19 protein-coding genes and 1 tRNA gene are annotated in these 16,126 nt (G+C 63.9%); 12 read left to right on the top strand and 8 right to left on the bottom strand.

Features of this window, described 5'->3' with window-relative positions; all coding sequences use genetic code 11:
• The first annotated feature begins 2 nt into the window (after positions 1-2).
• The 4 genes from MOE34_RS07470 to MOE34_RS07455 all read left to right on the top strand — a co-directional run bounded on the left by MOE34_RS07470 (position 3) and on the right by MOE34_RS07455 (position 2,876).
• Positions 3-746 (top strand): alanyl-tRNA editing protein, encoded by a 744-nt coding sequence (locus MOE34_RS07470; protein ID WP_242222553.1) that lies wholly within the window; start codon positions 3-5, stop codon positions 744-746.
• A 12-nt stretch (positions 747-758) separates the two neighbouring features.
• On the top strand, positions 759-1,625 hold the full coding sequence (gene sseA / locus MOE34_RS07465) for a 3-mercaptopyruvate sulfurtransferase (protein WP_242222552.1): 867 nt from the start codon (positions 759-761) through the stop codon (positions 1,623-1,625).
• A gap of 3 nt (positions 1,626-1,628) precedes the next feature.
• Positions 1,629-2,219, top strand: coding sequence for a GNAT family N-acetyltransferase (locus MOE34_RS07460; protein WP_242222550.1), 591 nt, complete (start codon positions 1,629-1,631; stop codon positions 2,217-2,219).
• A 96-nt stretch (positions 2,220-2,315) separates the two neighbouring features.
• On the top strand, positions 2,316-2,876 hold the full coding sequence (locus tag MOE34_RS07455; RefSeq protein ID WP_242222548.1) for an OmpA family protein: 561 nt from the start codon (positions 2,316-2,318) through the stop codon (positions 2,874-2,876).
• 91 nt (positions 2,877-2,967) lie between these two features.
• Here the strand turns inward: MOE34_RS07455 and ald are convergent, their stop codons facing one another.
• On the bottom strand, positions 2,968-4,086 hold the full coding sequence (gene ald, locus MOE34_RS07450) for an alanine dehydrogenase (protein WP_242222546.1): 1,119 nt from the start codon (positions 4,084-4,086) through the stop codon (positions 2,968-2,970).
• 167 nt (positions 4,087-4,253) lie between these two features.
• Between ald and MOE34_RS07445 the strand changes: the two genes are divergently transcribed.
• Positions 4,254-4,715, top strand: coding sequence for an Lrp/AsnC family transcriptional regulator (locus MOE34_RS07445; protein ID WP_160784649.1), 462 nt, complete (start codon positions 4,254-4,256; stop codon positions 4,713-4,715).
• On the opposite strand, the gene MOE34_RS07440 is transcribed toward MOE34_RS07445, so the two are convergent.
• The 3 genes from MOE34_RS07440 to ilvA all read right to left on the bottom strand — a co-directional run bounded on the left by MOE34_RS07440 (position 4,712) and on the right by ilvA (position 7,728).
• Entirely contained in the window at positions 4,712-5,980 is a 1,269-nt protein-coding gene (locus MOE34_RS07440; protein ID WP_242223835.1) for a GGDEF domain-containing protein, read from the bottom strand. The two genes, MOE34_RS07445 and MOE34_RS07440, sit on opposite strands and share 4 nt — an antisense overlap.
• Positions 5,981-6,103: 123 nt before the next feature.
• The gene (locus MOE34_RS07435; RefSeq protein WP_242222544.1) at positions 6,104-6,418 is read right to left on the bottom strand and encodes an HlyU family transcriptional regulator; all 315 of its coding nucleotides are present in this window, start codon (positions 6,416-6,418) and stop codon (positions 6,104-6,106) included.
• Positions 6,419-6,480: 62 nt separating this feature from the next.
• The gene (gene ilvA / locus MOE34_RS07430; RefSeq protein WP_242222542.1) at positions 6,481-7,728 is read right to left on the bottom strand and encodes a threonine ammonia-lyase; all 1,248 of its coding nucleotides are present in this window, start codon (positions 7,726-7,728) and stop codon (positions 6,481-6,483) included.
• A 195-nt stretch (positions 7,729-7,923) separates the two neighbouring features.
• Here ilvA and MOE34_RS07425 point away from each other — a divergent pair, with 195 nt between their 5' ends.
• The 4 genes from MOE34_RS07425 to MOE34_RS07410 all read left to right on the top strand — a co-directional run bounded on the left by MOE34_RS07425 (position 7,924) and on the right by MOE34_RS07410 (position 11,807).
• Positions 7,924-9,378 (top strand): TrkH family potassium uptake protein, encoded by a 1,455-nt coding sequence (locus MOE34_RS07425; protein ID WP_242222540.1) that lies wholly within the window; start codon positions 7,924-7,926, stop codon positions 9,376-9,378.
• 74 nt (positions 9,379-9,452) lie between these two features.
• Positions 9,453-10,031, top strand: a complete 579-nt coding sequence (locus MOE34_RS07420) for a hypothetical protein (RefSeq protein ID WP_242222538.1) — start codon at positions 9,453-9,455, stop codon at positions 10,029-10,031.
• Between the two features lie 124 nt (positions 10,032-10,155).
• A complete protein-coding gene (locus MOE34_RS07415) occupies positions 10,156-10,800 on the top strand; it encodes a DUF47 domain-containing protein (RefSeq protein ID WP_242222536.1) in 645 nt (214 codons plus the stop codon).
• A complete protein-coding gene (locus MOE34_RS07410; protein WP_242222534.1) occupies positions 10,800-11,807 on the top strand; it encodes an inorganic phosphate transporter in 1,008 nt (335 codons plus the stop codon). The genes MOE34_RS07415 and MOE34_RS07410 overlap by 1 nt, the downstream gene beginning before the upstream one ends.
• A gap of 73 nt (positions 11,808-11,880) precedes the next feature.
• On the opposite strand, the gene MOE34_RS07405 is transcribed toward MOE34_RS07410, so the two are convergent.
• Positions 11,881-12,180: a hypothetical protein gene (locus tag MOE34_RS07405; RefSeq protein WP_242222532.1), complete on the bottom strand. Its 300-nt coding sequence runs from the start codon at positions 12,178-12,180 to the stop codon at positions 11,881-11,883.
• 128 nt (positions 12,181-12,308) lie between these two features.
• Between MOE34_RS07405 and MOE34_RS07400 the strand changes: the two genes are divergently transcribed.
• Positions 12,309-12,393, top strand: a tRNA-Leu gene (locus MOE34_RS07400).
• 22 nt (positions 12,394-12,415) lie between these two features.
• Here MOE34_RS07400 and MOE34_RS07395 read toward each other — a convergent pair.
• From MOE34_RS07395 to wrbA, 3 genes are all read right to left on the bottom strand, one after another.
• Positions 12,416-13,180, bottom strand: a complete 765-nt coding sequence (locus MOE34_RS07395) for a caspase family protein (RefSeq protein WP_242222530.1) — start codon at positions 13,178-13,180, stop codon at positions 12,416-12,418.
• Between the two features lie 56 nt (positions 13,181-13,236).
• Positions 13,237-13,479, bottom strand: a complete 243-nt coding sequence (locus MOE34_RS07390) for a hypothetical protein (protein ID WP_242222528.1) — start codon at positions 13,477-13,479, stop codon at positions 13,237-13,239.
• 192 nt (positions 13,480-13,671) lie between these two features.
• Entirely contained in the window at positions 13,672-14,271 is a 600-nt protein-coding gene (gene wrbA / locus MOE34_RS07385) for an NAD(P)H:quinone oxidoreductase (RefSeq protein WP_242222526.1), read from the bottom strand.
• A gap of 169 nt (positions 14,272-14,440) precedes the next feature.
• Here wrbA and MOE34_RS07380 point away from each other — a divergent pair, with 169 nt between their 5' ends.
• Together MOE34_RS07380 and MOE34_RS07375 are read left to right on the top strand one after the other, a co-directional pair.
• On the top strand, positions 14,441-15,196 hold the full coding sequence (locus MOE34_RS07380; protein ID WP_242222525.1) for a competence/damage-inducible protein A: 756 nt from the start codon (positions 14,441-14,443) through the stop codon (positions 15,194-15,196).
• A gap of 64 nt (positions 15,197-15,260) precedes the next feature.
• A complete protein-coding gene (locus MOE34_RS07375; RefSeq protein ID WP_242222524.1) occupies positions 15,261-16,103 on the top strand; it encodes a universal stress protein in 843 nt (280 codons plus the stop codon).
• Positions 16,104-16,126 lie beyond the last annotated feature (23 nt).

The following is a 16,126-nucleotide window of genomic DNA, read 5'->3' as shown; positions in this document are numbered from 1 at the left end:
TCATGTCCCTTCCCACCACCGCTCTCTTTCGCGACGATTTCTATCTTTCGACAAACGAGGCGGTGGTGACGGCGGTGCACGAGGACGGCGGCATCGAGCTGGACCAGACCTGCTTCTATGCGACCTCCGGCGGCCAGCCGGGCGATACGGGCTTTCTGGAGCGCGCCGACGGCAGCCGCATCGCGCTCGGACCGGCCGTGACGGGCGCGACCAAGGAAATCATCATTCACCGGCCCCTTGAGGGCGAGACCTTTCCCATCGTCGGCGAGACGGTCGTCGCCCATATAGACTGGGCGCGCCGCTACCGGCTGATGCGCATGCACACGGCCTGCCATCTCCTTTCCGTCGTCTGCCCCTTCCCGATCACCGGCGCGGCGGTCGGCGAGGAGGACAGCCGCGTCGATTTCGACATGACGGAAACCATCGACAGGGACGAGGTGACGGCGAAGCTGATGAAGCTCGTGGAGGAGAATCACCCGATTTTCGTTCAGTGGATCACCGACGAGGAACTGGCGGCCAATCCAGGCATCGTGAAATCCAAGAACGTGCGCCCGCCGATGGGCCTCGGCCGCGTCAGCCTCGTGTGCATCGGCGAGAACTCCTCCGTCGACAGCCAGCCCTGCGGCGGCACCCATGTTTCCGAAACGCAGGAAGTCGGCGCGATCCACATCGCCAAGATCGAAAAGAAGGGCAAGGAGAACCGCCGGTTCCGCATCCGCTTCGGTGCGCCGGGTTCCGAGGCTTGAAGGGAGCAAGACATGTCCAACGAAAAGAGCAGGTTCGTCGTTTCGGCGGATTGGGTGGAGAAGCAGCTCGGCGCGCCGGAATTCCGCATCGTCGACGCGTCGTGGTATCTTCCTGCGCAGAACAGAAACGGCGCGGTCGAATATGCCGAAGGCCACATTCCCGGCGCGGTCTTCTTCGACCAGGATGCGATCCACGACCATTCCAGCACGCTGCCGCACACCATCCCCTCGCCGGACGTCTTCGCCGTCGAGGTCGGGAAGCTCGGTATTTCGGATACGGACACCATCGTCGTCTATGACGGCCCCGGCATCTTCACCGCGCCGCGCGTCTGGTGGCTGTTCCGCACCATGGGCGCGAAGAACGTCTTCGTCATGGATGGCGGCATCGACGGCTGGAAGAAGGAAGGACGGCCGCTGGAAACCGACCTGCCGGAGCCGGCCCCCGCCACCTTCCAAACCAGCTTTAACCCCTATGCCGTGACCTCCTTCGAGGAGATGCGCGGCATCGTGACGACAGGATCCAGGCAGATCGCCGACGCGCGCGGCGCCGGCCGCTTCACCGGCGAGGAGGCGGAGCCGCGCGCCGGCATGCGTTCCGGCCATATGCCGGGCGCGAAAAGCATGCCCTCCGGCACCTTCTCCGAAGGCGGCAGGTTCAAGGACCTCGAAAGCCTGCGCCGGCATTTCGAGGCATCGGGCATCGACCTTTCCAGGCCGGTCGTCACGAGCTGCGGCTCCGGCATCACGGCGGCGATCATCACGCTGGCCCTGCACTCGCTCGGCCACGAGAACAACACGCTTTACGACGGCTCCTGGACGGAATGGGGCGGACGCGAGGATACGCCCGTCGTGACAGGTCCCGCGGCGGGCAAGGACTGATCCATGGCGAAGAAGGTCCAGTCCGCGCCGATAGCCGTCACCATCACGTCGCTGGAGATGACCGCGCCGCCGAAGCAGAGCCTGCCGGTGCCGGTCAATGTGCAGACCGCGATCCTCGGCGCGCCGGAAATCCCGCTGGCCTTCTATCGCTTCCTCTACCGGCAGGTCGGCAGCCGCTGGCATTGGGTCGACCGGCTGCGCATGGACGACGAGGCGTTGGCCGCGACGCTCCATGACAAGCGCAATAGCGTCACCGTGCTCTATGTCGACGGCGCGCCAGCCGGCTTCTTCGAACTGCTGCAAGTCGACGACGACACGATCGAGCTTTCGCATTTCGGCCTCTTCGAGCGAGCGCTCGGGCTTGGCATCGGCAAATGGTTCCTGCTCCAGGCGCTTTACGCCGCCTGGGCGAGCGGGCCGAAACGCGTGACCGTCACCACCAACAGCCTCGATCATCCGCGCGCGCTGCAGCTCTACCAGATGTTCGGCTTTTCACCGGTCGGCATGCTGGAGGCCGAGGTTATGCCGCTTTCGGACGCGGAACTGCTGGCGTTCGCCAAGCGCGACTGCCTGCCCCCGGCCGAGCGGCGTTAAGCATTATGAACGAAGCCTAACAGGCGGTTCAGCCTCCCTTCAGGTCGCCCATGGCAATTTCCAGCCAACAGACGATCCAGACCGAAGGAGACCTCCATGCAACGCCGTACCTTCCTGACCGCGTTCGCCACCGCCCTCGCCGTTCCGGCCTTTTCGCGTGCGACGCTTGCACAGGAAACCCCTTCGGAAGACATGATCCTGCGCCGTCTCGACGCCGCCCCCGCCCGCCGCATGCGCGAGGAGGAACGGGTGACGGTGCGCGAATTCAAGCGTCGTCCGGACCTGCGCGGCGCGGCGCCGTCGATCAACATCCAGTCGATCAACTTCGCCTTCGCCTCGGCCGAAATTCCGCGGTCGGAATACCGCAAGGTGCGCCAGATCGCACGCGCGATGGAAAGGCTCCTCAATCGCCGCCGCCGCGCCGTTTTCCTGATCGAGGGCCATACGGACGCCGTCGGCTCGGCCGCATCGAACCAGATCCTCTCGGAACGCCGCGCCGAATCACTGAAACGGGTCCTCGTCGAGGAATTCGGCCTTCCCTACCGTGCGTTGGAGACCGTCGGCTACGGCGAGGAATACCTGCTGGTGCCGACGCAGAACGAGGAGTGGCGCAACCGCCGCGTCACGCTTCGCCGCATCGACGAGTTCGTGCGCTGAACCTTCCGCTTCGCTTCGAACCGCCGGCCCTGTGCCGGCGGTTTCGATTCGCGGCAAGAAAAGGCCCGGATCACTCCGGGCCTCTATCGTCTCAAGCGACGTTCAGCACTGCCTCGGGCGCGACGGACTCGTAGCCGAGCGCTTCGGCGACCGGCCGGTTCGTCACGCGGCCCTTGTGCACGTTGAGGCCCGCGCGCAGGTGCCGGTCCTCGGCAATGGCCTTCAGGCCCTTGTCGGCGAGTTGGAGACCATAGTGCAGGGTCGCGTTGTTGAGCGCATGGGCCGAGGTGACCGGCACCGCGCCCGGCATGTTGGCGACGCAATAGTGCACCACGCCATCGACCTCGTAGGTCGGGTCGGAATGGGTCGTCGCGTGCGAGGTCTCGAAGCAACCGCCCTGGTCGATGGCGACGTCGACGATGACCGCGCCTTTCTTCATGCCCGACAGCATTTCGCGGGTGACCAGCTTCGGCGCGGCGGCACCGGGGATGAGCACGGCGCCGATGACGAGATCGGCGGAGAAGACTTCATCCTCCAGCGCGTCGATGGTGGAGTAGCGCGTGTGAACGCGGCCGCCGAAGAGGTCGTCGAGCTGGCGCAGGCGGGGGATCGAACGGTCGAGGATGGAGACATCCGCACCGAGGCCGGCAGCCATCTTCGCCGCATGGAGGCCGACCACGCCGCCGCCAATGATCGCGACCTTGGCCGGCAGTACGCCCGGCACGCCGCCGAGCAGGATGCCGCGGCCGCCATTGGCCTTCTGCAGCGCCGTCGCGCCGGCCTGGATGGAGAGACGGCCGGCGACCTCGGACATGGGCGCGAGCAGCGGCAGGCCACCGCGGTCGTCCGTCACCGTCTCATAGGCGATGGCCGTGACGCCGGAGGCGAGAAGCCCCTTCGTCTGTTCCGGGTCGGGGGCCAGATGGAGATAGGTATAGAGAATCTGTCCGTCGCGGAGCTGCGCCCATTCGGCGGGCTGCGGTTCCTTGACCTTCACCACCATGTCGGACTTCTGGAAAATGTCCGCGGCGGTGGGCACGATCCTCGCGCCGGCGGCGCGATAGGCGTCATCGTCCGCGCCGATGCCGGCGCCGGCCTTGGTCTCGACGATCACCTCATGGCCGTGGGCCACATATTCGCGCACGGCTCCGGGCGTGAGACCCACCCGATATTCATGATTCTTGATTTCCTTCGGACAACCGACACGCATGCGCGTTCCTTTCCCAGTGATGTGGTGCGTTCCCGTTCTTGCCGCCGGTTCGGCGGAGACATCATGGAAGCAGAGGATGCGCGCAATGTCCTTGCAAAGCCCCTTGGCGAAAGGGGCGCCTATCGAATATTCTTCGATTATCAGCGGAGTTTTCGGAGAAAATTCGAATGGCGCAACTGGATGCTATCGATGCTGCGATCCTGAAGGCGGTTCAGCAGAACGGGCGAATCTCCAATGCCGAGCTTGCCGAGCGCGTCGGCCTGTCGCCATCGGCCTGTTCGCGCCGCCTCGACATTCTCGAAAAGTCCGGTGTCATCAACGGCTATCACGCCCGCGTCTCGCCCAAGGCGCTCGACTACAAAATGATCGCCATCGTGCACATCTCGCTCTCCGGCCAGTTCGCCAAGACGCTGGCGGAGTTCGAGGCGGCGGTGAAGCTCTGTCCCAATGTCCTTGTCTGCTACCTGATGTCCGGCGAATACGACTATATCCTGCGTGTCGCGGCCAAGGACCTCGAGGATTACGAGCGCATCCACCGCGACTGGCTCTCGGCGCTGCCCCATGTGGTGAAGATCAATTCGAGCTTCGCGCTGCGCGAGATCATCGACCGGCCGAATGTCGGGGTCTAGGGCAGCCGGGCGTTTTCGCCGGCCATAACCCGGTTGCGGCCGGCGTCCTTGGCCGCATAGAGCCGCGCGTCGGCGGCCGACAGGAGGGCATTGAGCGTGGTGCCGTCGCCATAGCTGTTGGCGACACCGATGCTGACCGTGACCGGCAGGCCGTCGGGCCGGCGGATTTCCGTCTCCACGGCGCGGCGCAACGCCTCGGCTCGCCCTGTCCCGGCCTCCGGTACGATATCCTCGCAGAGCACGACGAACTCCTCACCGCCGAAGCGGAAAATCCGGTCGCCGCCGCGTAGCGTGCGCTGCAGGCAGGCGGCGATGTCCTTGAGCACCCCGTCGCCGGCAAGGTGGCCGAAGCGGTCGTTGACGTCCTTGAAATGGTCGGCGTCGATGATCATCAGCGCCAGCGGCTTACCCGCCGCCAGCATGGCCGAAAGCACGCGCGGGGCCTCGAATTCCAGCCGGCTTCGATCGTAGATGCCCGTCAGCGCGTCGCGGCCGGAACGGTCGAGCAGGTCCTCGTAACGCTCGCGGAAAGTGAGGTCGGCGAAGATGTCCGCGATCGGCCGCGGCGAGACGGGAATGGCCGACAGGCGCGAATAATGCAGGTATACCGTGATCAGCACCGCATAGACGCAGGCCGCCATCATCTTGGCGACCCAGCCACCCCAGAAGACCGCGACCGGCGCACCGTTGAGGAAATGCAGCGCCGCGAAGAAGCCGATCTGGTCGAAGGTGAGCACGACGACGCCGGAGACGAAGAAGCGCAGGGCCACGCTCTTCCTGAAGACCCGGCCGAGCCGCTCGTAGAGCAGGATGATGCCGAGAGCATCGAGATAGAGCAACGTCGTGCCCCACAGCATCAGCCAGCCCATCTCGTCGATGAAGGCGAGGTCGGCGATGCGGCCCGGCACCGCGCCCACCGTCTGGTGATGCCGCAGGAGGAAGCTCAGCCCCACCGTCAGGAAGTTGCCGGCGAGCAAGCCGTAGATCGGCGCGCGCACGACGGCGGCGTCCTCCTTCACATAGAGAAGAAGAATCATCATCAGCTTGCCGGAGAACAGCACCGAGGAGCCGGGCGAGATCACGCCGAAAGGCAATTCGACGTAGAAGACGGCGGCGAGATAGGTCTCGAGGAAATGCATCACGCCAAGCGCGGCGATGAACACGCCGATGCCCAATTGATGGCGCAGATGCAGGATGCCCACCATGAAGACGAAATAGAACCCGGCTTCGATGAGAAGCAGGATCAGGTTTTCTGTACCCATGATCGGTCCGCGAATCTTCGACTATCCCCGCCTTGGGACACGGGGAGAATCGCCAAAAGTCATCTTCTGCGGATACAGGCAATCGCGCCGGTTCTCCAGCGTCTTCCTGCCAAGCATCCGGATTATTTAGACCTGCCGGCTCTCCGCGCCGTCGCCGAACAGCGACGCGCCGTGCTGGTCGGCGATCTGCCGGGCCTTGCGGAAGGTCGAGGCCACCGTGTCGTCCCGCGAGGAGAAGAGGTCGGCACGAATGAACGTGCGGATCAGCACGCGCTCGCCATCCTGCTTTTCGATGCGGCCCGCGAGCCGATACTGACCGCCTTCAGCAATGGGGGCAGCGACAAGGAGAAGGTCGTTATAGGTCTCGGTTTCCTCGGCAACCTTTGCCGGAGCATCCGAGCCGCCGCCGCGACCGAAGAGTTTTGAAAAGAACGATGCCATGGTCGATTGCTAGCACAGGCGGCCGCGCGCTCCAAGAGAAACGCACGGCCGGCGCCGTGTCCCTAGATGATGAGGTTTGCGAGAATCTCGTTCTCGGTGATGTCCTGGTAGCGCATGCCGGCGGCGTCGAACGCCTTCGTGAGCGCCGTGAAATTCTCCGGCGCCTTCGTTTCGATGCCGATGAGGATCGAGCCGAAGTTGCGGGCGGATTTCTTCAGGTACTCGAAGCGGGCGATATCGTCGTCCGGGCCGAGCATGTTGAGGAAGTCGCGCAGCGCGCCGGGGCGCTGGGCAAGGCGCAGGATGAAGTATTTCTTCAGCCCCGCATGGCGCATCGCCCGTTCCTTGACGTCCGGCAGGCGCTCGAAGTCGAAATTGCCGCCGGAGACGACGGCGACGACCGTCTTGCCCTCCAGCGCCTCACGGCCGAGCGCATCCAGCGCCGTCAGCGACAGCGCGCCGGCGGGCTCCAGCACCACGCCCTCCACGTTCAGCATGTCGATCATCGTCACGCAGATCGCGTTTTCCGAAAGCAGCATGACCTGATCGGCGGAGAAGCGGTTGAGCGCCGCGAAATTCAGCGCGCCGATCTCACCGACCGCGGCGCCGTCGACGAAATTGTCGACCTGGTCGAGCGTCACCACCGCGCCGTTTTCAAGGCTGCGCTTGAGGCTCGGCGCGCCGGCCGGCTCGCAGAACAGGAAGCTCGATGGGTCGATCATGCCGTCGAGGTAGCCGGTGACGCCGGAGGCAAGGCCGCCGCCGCCGACAGGGAGGACCACGAGGTCCGGCAGCTTGCCTTCACCGAGCTGGGCGACGATCTCCGCCGCCACGGTCGCCTGCCCCTCGATGATATCCGCATGGTCGAAAGGCGGCACCATCAGCGCGCCGGTCGCCTCCGCATGGTCGCGGGCAGCCTTGTAGCACTGGTCGAAGAAGTCGCCGACGAGCCTGATCGTCACGAACTCGCCGCCGAACATGCGCGTCTTGTCGATTTTCTGCTGCGGCGTCGTCACGGGCATGAAGACCACGCCCGGCACGCCGAAATGCCGGCAGACAAAGGCGAAGCCCTGTGCGTGGTTGCCGGCCGAGGCGCAGACGAAACTGCGCGCGCCATCCGGCTCTGCCAGAACCTTGCGGAAGAAGTTGAAGGCGCCCCGTATCTTGTAGGAGCGCACCGGCGAGAGGTCCTCGCGCTTCAGGTAGATCTCCGCGCCGTAGCGGGCGGAAAGGTGTTCGTTGAGCTGGAGCGGTGTTTCGGGGAAAAGCCCGCGCAACGCTTCGCAGGCCGCGTCGACGTCCGGTTTCATGCCGTTCGATGCCATCCTTGAGTTTGGACAATGCAGAGGCTATAGCATCGTGCCGAACAGTGGACAGCGGTTTTCGGTAAAAAACGATGCGAAAAACAAAAAGTTGTCGATCGCAGCACTGGACACCGCCCCTCCTGGCCGCGCGGCCCTTCGAGACCAGACCTTGAACCCAGCCGGCTTGCAGGACCATCTTCCTTGAACGCCACGATCTTCCGGTCCGCCATCAACATCGCCGCCATCAGCGGAGCCTATCTTTCATTGGCGATGCTCATCCCGGCGTTCATCGACGTTTATTACGGGCATCCCGACTGGGAGGTTTTCCTACTGTCCGCCTTTTTCACCGGCGGCCTCTCGCTTGCCACAGCCGTCGCGACGCGCGCCGGCCCGCCGCCCTTCAACAAGCGGATGGGCTTCTTGGTGGTGAACCTGCTCTGGCTGAGCGCGACCTTTATCGGCGCGATCCCGCTCTGGCTCTCCTCGCTGAAGCTCACCTTCGCGCAGGCCTACTTCGAATCGGTATCCGCGATCAGCACGACAGGCTCCACCGTCATCGTCGGCCTCGACCATGCGCCGCCCGGCATCCTGATGTGGCGCTCGCTGCTGCATTGGCTCGGCGGCATCGGGATCCTGGCGCTCGGCCTCTTCATCATGCCGTATCTGCGCGTCGGGGGCATGTCCTTCTTCAAGCTCGAATCGTCCGACACGGCCGACAAGCCCTTCGCCCGCATCGCCAGCTATACCCGCGCCTTCCTCGCCATCTATGTGTCGATAACCCTCATCTGCGCCATCACCTATGCCGCGCTCGGCATGAACCGCTTCGACGCGCTGAACAACGCCATGTCCACCGTCGCCACCGGCGGGCTTTCGACGCACGACGCTTCCTTCGGCTATTTCAAGAGCCTGCCGCTGCTATGGGCCGCCACCTTCTTCATGACGCTGAGCAGCCTGCCCTTCTCCGTCCTGATCCTCATCGTGGTGCGCGGGCGGGTGGATGCGTGGCGCGATCCGCAGATCCGTGTGTTCCTCGGCTACCTCGCGCTGTTCTCGATCGCGGCAAGCGTCTTCCAGCGCCTCCAGAACGGCGTCGATTTCCACGAAGCCCTCGCCCATTCCTTCTTCACCGTCTCGTCCATTCTATCGACGACCGGCTTTGCCAGCGACGATTACACCCAATGGGGCCATTTCATCGTCGCGCTCGCCTTCGTCGCCACCTTCATGGGCGGCTGCTCCGGCTCGACGGCGGGCGGCATCAAGGCCTATCGCCTGATCATCCTCTTCAACTTCATCCGTACCGGCCTCTACCGCCTCATCTATCCCGACGGCATCCATGCCGTGCGCTACGGGCCGATGACGGTCGACGCGGACCTGCAGCGCAACGTCTTTCTGTTCTTCATCACCTTCGTGGCCATCTCCGCCATCGGCGCGATCCTGCTCGCCCTCATGGGCTACGACGTGCTGACGGCGATCTCGGCCGCGGCCACATCGCTTTCGAATGTCGGCCCGGGCGTCACGCAGGCGATCGGGCCGGCCGGCACCTTCGCCGGCTTCCACGATGCGGCGCTCTATCTGCTGTCCTTCCTGATGCTGCTCGGACGTCTGGAAATCCTCACCGTCCTCGTGATCCTGACGCCGCTCTTCTGGAAGCACTGACAAGAGCGGCCCCGTCCTTGACTGTTGTCACGCTTCTTCGCATCTTGGCCGGCATGCGGCTGGAGGAAGACTGAATGTCCGTGTGGAAGTCCCTGATGCGTCTGACCTTTGTCGCCGCCCTTGCGCCGACGTTCGCGCTGGCCGGCCCCCTCGCGGATGCGGCGAAGAAGGCGGAGGAGCAGGCGGCGGCCGGCGATACGGTCGGCGCGCACAACACGATCCGCGACGCCTACGGCGCCTTCGCCGCCACCCTGCCCTTCTCCATCGGCAAGGCGATCTTCGTTTCCGCGCCGCCGGAGGGCTACGGCATGTACGCCACCCGCGCCGATACCAGCTTCAAGGCGGGCGAAGCGCTGATCTCCTATGTCGAGCCGGTCGGCCTCACCTGGCGTCCCGTCGATGGCGGCCTCCTGGAATCGCATTTCACCGTCGATCTGGAACTGCTCGATCCGAAGGGCGCGAAACTCGCCGAACAGAAGGCCTTCGGCTCCTTCGACTTCAAGGGAAGCGTGCGCAACCAGGAAGTCTTCGCCAAGCTGACGCTCAATCTCAGCAGCCCGCCGGCGGGCGACTACGTGCTGCGCTACCGCTTCCGCGACAGCGCGAGCGGCGCCGTCGCCATCAGCGAGCAACCGTTCAAGATCGTGCCCTGATACCCTCCGGGCCTGTTTACCGCACCGCAAGAGAATTGTGACAAGCGGCGAATCAGTGCTTTTCAGCGCCTTTCCGCTCAATTATGACAGCCGCATGACAACCCCAGCCACATAAGGGGCATCCATGCTTTCGCTGTTTCGCAAATTCATGCCGCGCGAGGACCGTTTCTTCGATCTCTTCGAGCAGCATTCCCGCACCGTCGTCGGCGCCGCCGAAGCCCTCCGCTCGGCGCTTGCCGGCGGCCCGGACCTTCAAAAACACTGCGACCGCATCGTCGAACTGGAAGACCAGGCCGACGAGATCACGCGCGAGGTCCTGCTCGCCGTCCGCCGCAGCTTCATCACGCCCTTCGACCGCGGCGACATCAAGGACCTGATCCAGTCGATGGACGACGCCATCGACATGATGCATAAGACGGTCAAGACCATCCGCCTCTTCGAGCAGACGAGCTTCCAGCCCGGCATGCAGGAAATGGGCGAAGCGGTCGTCAAGGCCGCCCACCTCATCGCCGAGGCCATTCCGCTGCTCGACAAGGTCGGCGTGCATGCCGGCCGTCTCAGCGCCATCGCGGAAGAAGTCACCCGCGTCGAAGGCCGCTCGGACGAGCTGCATGAGCAGGGCCTGAAGGATCTCTTCAAGCGGTTCGGCCAATCCGATCCGATGGCCTATATCATCGGCAGCGAGATCTATGGCGAACTCGAGAAGGTCGTCGACCGCTTCGAGGATGTTGCCGATGAAATCAGCGGTATCGTGATCGAGAACGTCTGATGGACGCCACCCTCGCCCTTCCGCTGCTGATCGCTCTCATCGGCATCGCGCTGCTCTTCGATTTCCTGAACGGCCTGCACGATGCCGCCAACTCCATCGCCACGATCGTCTCGACGCGCGTGCTGCGGCCGCAATATGCCGTGATGTGGGCGGCATTCTTCAATTTCATCGCCTTCCTGTTCTTCGGCCTGCATGTCGCCGAGACGCTGGGCAGGGGGATCATCGATCCCTCCATCGTCAGCCCGCTCGTCATCTTCGCGGCGCTGATGGGCGCGATCATCTGGAACGTCGTCACCTGGATCTTCGGCATCCCTTCCAGTTCCTCGCATGCCCTCATCGGCGGTCTCGTCGGCGCGGGCCTTGCCCGCACGGGCTTCGACGCGGTCGTCTGGAGCGGCCTTCTCAAGACGGCGAGCGCCATCTTCCTGTCGCCCGCCCTCGGCTTCTTCCTGGCGCTGGTCCTCGTGCTGATCGTCTCCTGGATCTTCGTGCGCCAGACGCCGTTCGCCGTCGACCGCACCTTCCGCGTCATGCAGTTCGTCTCGGCCTCGCTCTATTCGCTCGGCCATGGCGGCAACGACGCGCAGAAGACGATGGGCATCATCGCCGTGCTGCTCTATTCGCAGGGGTATCTCGGCGGAGAGTTCTACGTGCCCTTCTGGGTCGTCATCACCTGCCAGGCCGCCATGGCGCTCGGCACGCTGATGGGCGGCTGGCGCATCGTGCACACGATGGGCTCGAAGATCACCCGCCTCAACCCGATGCAGGGCTTCTGCGCGGAGACCGGCGGCGCTCTCACCCTCTTCGGCGCCACCTGGCTCGGCATCCCGGTCTCCACCACCCATACGATCACCGGCGCCATCATCGGCGTCGGCGCCGCACGCCGCGTCTCCGCGGTCCGCTGGGGCGTCGCCAGCAACATCGTCTGGGCGTGGATCATCACCCTGCCCTCGGCAGCGGCGATCTCGGCGCTGTTCTATCTGGTGTTCAACGCGATCAGCGGTTGAGCGCAACGCGATACGGGCTGTAGCATCACCTACAGCCCGTAATCCTCGCATTACATATCCGCACTTCGGTCTATTATGGCTTTATGCAATCGCCGTCCTTGAGCCATCCAGCTCTCACGGTGGGGCCGTTGTTCGTCACGTTACGATAGATGACGGACGCATTGCCTGAATCGTTGAAGCACACCTCAATGCCGTGGGTGTAACCTCCCCCGACTATGTTGAAGTTTCCTCTATCCACCTTACACACCTCGTCATAGATGCTTATGACCCGTGTATCCCCGGTGAATATGAAGCTTCCATCGATGCAGATGGAAGCAGCGTTCGCGGCTCCCGACGCCGACATTGCCAAGCAGAATACGACTTTCCGACGCATTTCTCCTCCTTACCGTCCAAATTGCCCGCCACCATAAGGGAGCGTCGGCAGGTTTATTTACCTGGGAAAGGCTTTTTGAGATTTGCGGTCTTGACTGACCCGCCCCGGCAATCGAGAACGCAAACCACGCGGGCGTGGCGAAACTGGTAGACGCAAGAGACTTAAAATCTCTCGGCCTTGGCTGTGCGGGTTCGATCCCCGCCGCCCGCACCATCCCTTGAGCCTGTCCTGATCGTCAGCCGAGAACCCTGGCATTCGGCTCGACGTAGTAATATTGCGGCTCCTGTTTATGGGAGCTCACCGTCTTCACCCGCTCAAGCACCCGATCCTCGCAATCGGCGATCCTGATACCGGGTTCCTCCCGCAGCACGGACTGCAAGGCATAGCTGAATGCCCCGCGGGAAACGCCTTCGATTTTCAGGTCGGCCGCCGTCTGCTCATCCTTGCAGGCGGAGAGCACATTGTAGGGTCCGACTTCGGCCGCGCGCATTGCCTCCGGCAGGCCCGATACGTCGATACACCGGTTCTGCAGGGTCTGAAGCCCTCCGTTCTCGTCGAATTCGACGAAACGGATCATCGTGCCGGAGTGGCAACAGTCGTAGAACGCCGTGAACTTGACATCCGGCGCCAGGCGGGGCGCGATGATGCCGAACAGTTCGTTGTCGGTGACAAGACTGTTGATGGTTATCTCGTAGGGGACGATCGCCTGATCACGCCCAGCCGGTTCGCCATCGACCTCGAAGCCCTTCTGCGTCCCGTGACCAGCAAAGTAGAAGAGAAGCTGATCTCCTGCGCTCGTCCCGGAAAGCAGGTTCGTCAAGCTTTCCATGATGTTGGAGCGTGTTGCCTGCGCATCGGTCACGACCCGCATGTCCCCGTCGCTGAATCCGTAGTTTTCCTTAAGGATTTTTCCCATCTCGAGGACGTCGTTGACGCATCCCGCCAGATTGAACTGGGCCTGTTCGTACTGATTTATTCCGACCAAAAGCGCACGCTTCATATCCGCTCCTCCCGAAGCGGCACCGCCGCCGGACGGCGGCGGTGCCGTCTTGAAACTCAGAAACTTCCGCTGATCGAAATCCCGACGGAGATATCCCGCGCCTCTACCGCGAGCGCCGCATCGCGCTGCGTGATCTGTGCAGCCCCCGACGCGACGAGCTCCTTTGCGGCAATGATCTTCGCGTAGACCGCCTCCCCGAGATCGCCAAGCACGAAGGCCCGCGCCGCTTCGGCATCCGCAGGAATCTGCTCCAGATCCCGAATGGTTATCGTGACGGTTCCACCCACCGAAATAGCCATGATTTTCTCCTCCACTGGCTGCTGACAGCGTTAACTTACACAATGCATCTATGGTTGCAATATAAAATACAAACTCATTGGTTGTATTAATTCTTGAGAGGGCGCCCCACGAAAACGAGGATTCCCAAGAAAAAAGGGCGCGGCCCCTGACGCTTGCCGCACCCTCTTTTTCAGCGACGTTTCAGGAGAACGTCAGGCCGAAAGCTTGCCGGCGATCTTCGCCACATGTGCGCCCTGGTAGCGGGCGGCTTCGAGTTCCACCTCGGAGGGCTGGCGCGAGCCGTCGCCGTCGGTGATGGTGGAGGCGCCGTAGGGCGAGCCGCCCTTGACTTCGTTCACGCCCATCTGCCCCTGGAACGCATAGGGCAGGCCGGCGACGACGAGACCGTGGTGAAGCAGCGTCGGAATAAAGCCGAGAATAGTGGATTCCTGGCCGCCGTGCTGGGTGGCGGAGGAGGTGAAGACCGAGCCGACCTTGCCGACCAGCTTGCCCTGCGCCCAAAGGCCGCCCGTCTGATCCCAGAAATTGCGCATCTGCGAGGCGACGGTGCCGAAGCGGGTGCCGGCGCCGACGATGATGGCGTCGTAGTTCTCGAGGTCGGCGACGGTGGCGATCTCGGCCTTCTGGTCCATTTTGTAATAGGATGCCTTGGCGACATCGTCCGGCACCAGTTCCGGCACGCGCTTGACGGTGACGTCCGCACCGGCCGACCTGGCGCCTTCCGCCACGGCATAGGCCATCGTTTCGATATGGCCGTAGGCCGAGTAATAAAGAACCAGAACTTTCGCCATCGTCGTCTCCTGTTGCAAAGGGGCTTTCCGCTTGATTGCGGCCTCGCCTTGGATGTAGCACTTCGAGATGACCGCGGCACGAAGCGGCACGGTCGACAGACTGTTCACCCGTCATTGACAATGCCCCCGCCTTCGGTCGGCATTTCTGTCCGAACTTCGGAGAGCGCCCATGAGTTCCACCACGATCGCCACCGCCGCCATGCTCGCCATCGGCGATGAACTGCTCTCCGGGCGTACCAAGGACAAGAATATCGGCCAGCTCGCCGACATGCTCTTCCTCGCCGGCATCGACCTGAAGGAGGTGCGGATCGTCGGGGACGAGGAGGACGCCATCGTCGAGGCGCTGAACGCGCTGCGCGCGCGCTACACCTATGTCTTCACCTCCGGCGGCATCGGCCCGACGCATGACGACATCACGGCGGACGCGATCTCGAAGGCTTTCGGCGTGCCGTGCCTGCACGATCCGCTGGCCATGCGGCTTCTCGGCGCGATGTACGAGCGCCGGGGCGTGGAATTCAACGAAGCCCGCCAGCGCATGGCCCGCATGCCCGAGGGCGCCGTGCATATCGAGAACGCCGTCTCCACCGCGCCGGGCTTCCATATCGGCAATGTCTATGTCATGGCCGGCGTGCCGCAGGTCTTCACCGCCATGCTCGGCACCGTCGTGCCGAAGCTTGAGGGCGGCCAGCCCATGCTGTCGCGCTCCGTCGCCTCGCCCTTCGGCGAGGGTGATATCGGCAGCGCGCTCGCCGGGATCCAGAAGAACCACCCCGAAACCAGCATCGGCTCCTATCCGCGCTTCTCGGAGAACCGCTTCTCGACGGAAATCGTCATCCGCAGCCGTGAAGAAGCCCCGGCGGAAGCGGCCGAACGTGATATACTCGCAATGATCGCCGAAATCGCCGCGGCCAAGGCCGCATCTTGATCCGGATCAAGGTCCCGGCGGCGCGGCGGGCGCAGGTTTCGTGTGAACCCGACAGGAGGCCCAAATGACCTACAAGACCATCGTGGCAGTGCTGAGCGCCGCGGAAGACGCCGGCAAGGTAACCGATCACGCGCTCGCCCTCGCGCGCCGGACCGGCGGCCATATCATCGGCATCCACGCGGAATCCCCGGTCGTGGTCACGCTCATCGCGCCCATGGAATATCCCGATCCGAACGCCGTGCTCGAATTGCAGGAGCGCGCCCAGCAACAGTCCCGGGAGGTCGAACAGGCATTCCGCTCGCGCTGCGCGCGCGACGACATTTCCTATGAATGGCGGCTCTTCACCGGCACCGCCGGCTATGCCTCGGCGGGCGTCATCGACAGCGCGCGCGGCGCGGATATCGTCATTGCCGGCCAGTTCGACCCGGATCTCGACGGCCCTGCGCGGGAGGACATCGAGGATCTTCTCTACGAGAGCGGGCGGCCCGTCTATCTCGTCTCCAATGCGCCGGCCGGTCCCGAGCCGGTCGACCGCGCGCTCGTCGCCTGGAACGGCTCGCGGGAGGCGGCGCGCGCGGTCTTCGACGCCCTGCCGTTCCTGACCGCCGCGAAGGACGTCGAGATCTTCGCCGTCGACCCACCGGAAACCGCGATGCAGTCGCGCGATTTCAGCGGGGCGGAGCTTGCCGCGACGCTCGCCCGCCACGGCGTGAACGCCACCGTCACCTCGGGGACCTCCAGCGGCCATTCGGTCGCAGAAACGCTGAACCGTCGAGCAACGGAAATCGATGCCGGCCTCATTGTCATGGGCGCCTACAGCCATTCGCGGCTGCGCCAGCGCCTCTTCGGCGGCGTCACAAGCGCCATGATGCGCGACGCGCGCGTGCCGGTGCTGATGTCACGCTGAGACGGACTTGCCTGTGGATCGCC

Source organism: Shinella zoogloeoides, assembly GCF_022682305.1.
Taxonomy (GTDB): Bacteria; Pseudomonadota; Alphaproteobacteria; order Rhizobiales; family Rhizobiaceae; genus Shinella; species Shinella zoogloeoides_B.
Note: the sequence above shows the minus strand (reverse complement) of the source record. Positions and strands in the feature narration are given on the sequence as shown.

Coding starts and splice junctions, on each gene's coding strand:
- MOE34_RS07470 (WP_242222553.1), top strand. CDS start 3: ATGTCCCTTCCCACCACCGCTCTCTTTCGCGACGATTTCTATCTTTCG.
- sseA (WP_242222552.1), top strand. CDS start 759: ATGTCCAACGAAAAGAGCAGGTTCGTCGTTTCGGCGGATTGGGTGGAG.
- MOE34_RS07460 (WP_242222550.1), top strand. CDS start 1,629: ATGGCGAAGAAGGTCCAGTCCGCGCCGATAGCCGTCACCATCACGTCG.
- MOE34_RS07455 (WP_242222548.1), top strand. CDS start 2,316: ATGCAACGCCGTACCTTCCTGACCGCGTTCGCCACCGCCCTCGCCGTT.
- ald (WP_242222546.1), bottom strand. CDS start 4,086: ATGCGTGTCGGTTGTCCGAAGGAAATCAAGAATCATGAATATCGGGTG.
- MOE34_RS07445 (WP_160784649.1), top strand. CDS start 4,254: ATGGCGCAACTGGATGCTATCGATGCTGCGATCCTGAAGGCGGTTCAG.
- MOE34_RS07435 (WP_242222544.1), bottom strand. CDS start 6,418: ATGGCATCGTTCTTTTCAAAACTCTTCGGTCGCGGCGGCGGCTCGGAT.
- ilvA (WP_242222542.1), bottom strand. CDS start 7,728: ATGAAACCGGACGTCGACGCGGCCTGCGAAGCGTTGCGCGGGCTTTTC.
- MOE34_RS07420 (WP_242222538.1), top strand. CDS start 9,453: ATGTCCGTGTGGAAGTCCCTGATGCGTCTGACCTTTGTCGCCGCCCTT.
- MOE34_RS07415 (WP_242222536.1), top strand. CDS start 10,156: ATGCTTTCGCTGTTTCGCAAATTCATGCCGCGCGAGGACCGTTTCTTC.
- MOE34_RS07410 (WP_242222534.1), top strand. CDS start 10,800: ATGGACGCCACCCTCGCCCTTCCGCTGCTGATCGCTCTCATCGGCATC.
- MOE34_RS07405 (WP_242222532.1), bottom strand. CDS start 12,180: ATGCGTCGGAAAGTCGTATTCTGCTTGGCAATGTCGGCGTCGGGAGCC.
- MOE34_RS07395 (WP_242222530.1), bottom strand. CDS start 13,180: ATGAAGCGTGCGCTTTTGGTCGGAATAAATCAGTACGAACAGGCCCAG.
- MOE34_RS07390 (WP_242222528.1), bottom strand. CDS start 13,479: ATGGCTATTTCGGTGGGTGGAACCGTCACGATAACCATTCGGGATCTG.
- wrbA (WP_242222526.1), bottom strand. CDS start 14,271: ATGGCGAAAGTTCTGGTTCTTTATTACTCGGCCTACGGCCATATCGAA.
- MOE34_RS07380 (WP_242222525.1), top strand. CDS start 14,441: ATGAGTTCCACCACGATCGCCACCGCCGCCATGCTCGCCATCGGCGAT.
- MOE34_RS07375 (WP_242222524.1), top strand. CDS start 15,261: ATGACCTACAAGACCATCGTGGCAGTGCTGAGCGCCGCGGAAGACGCC.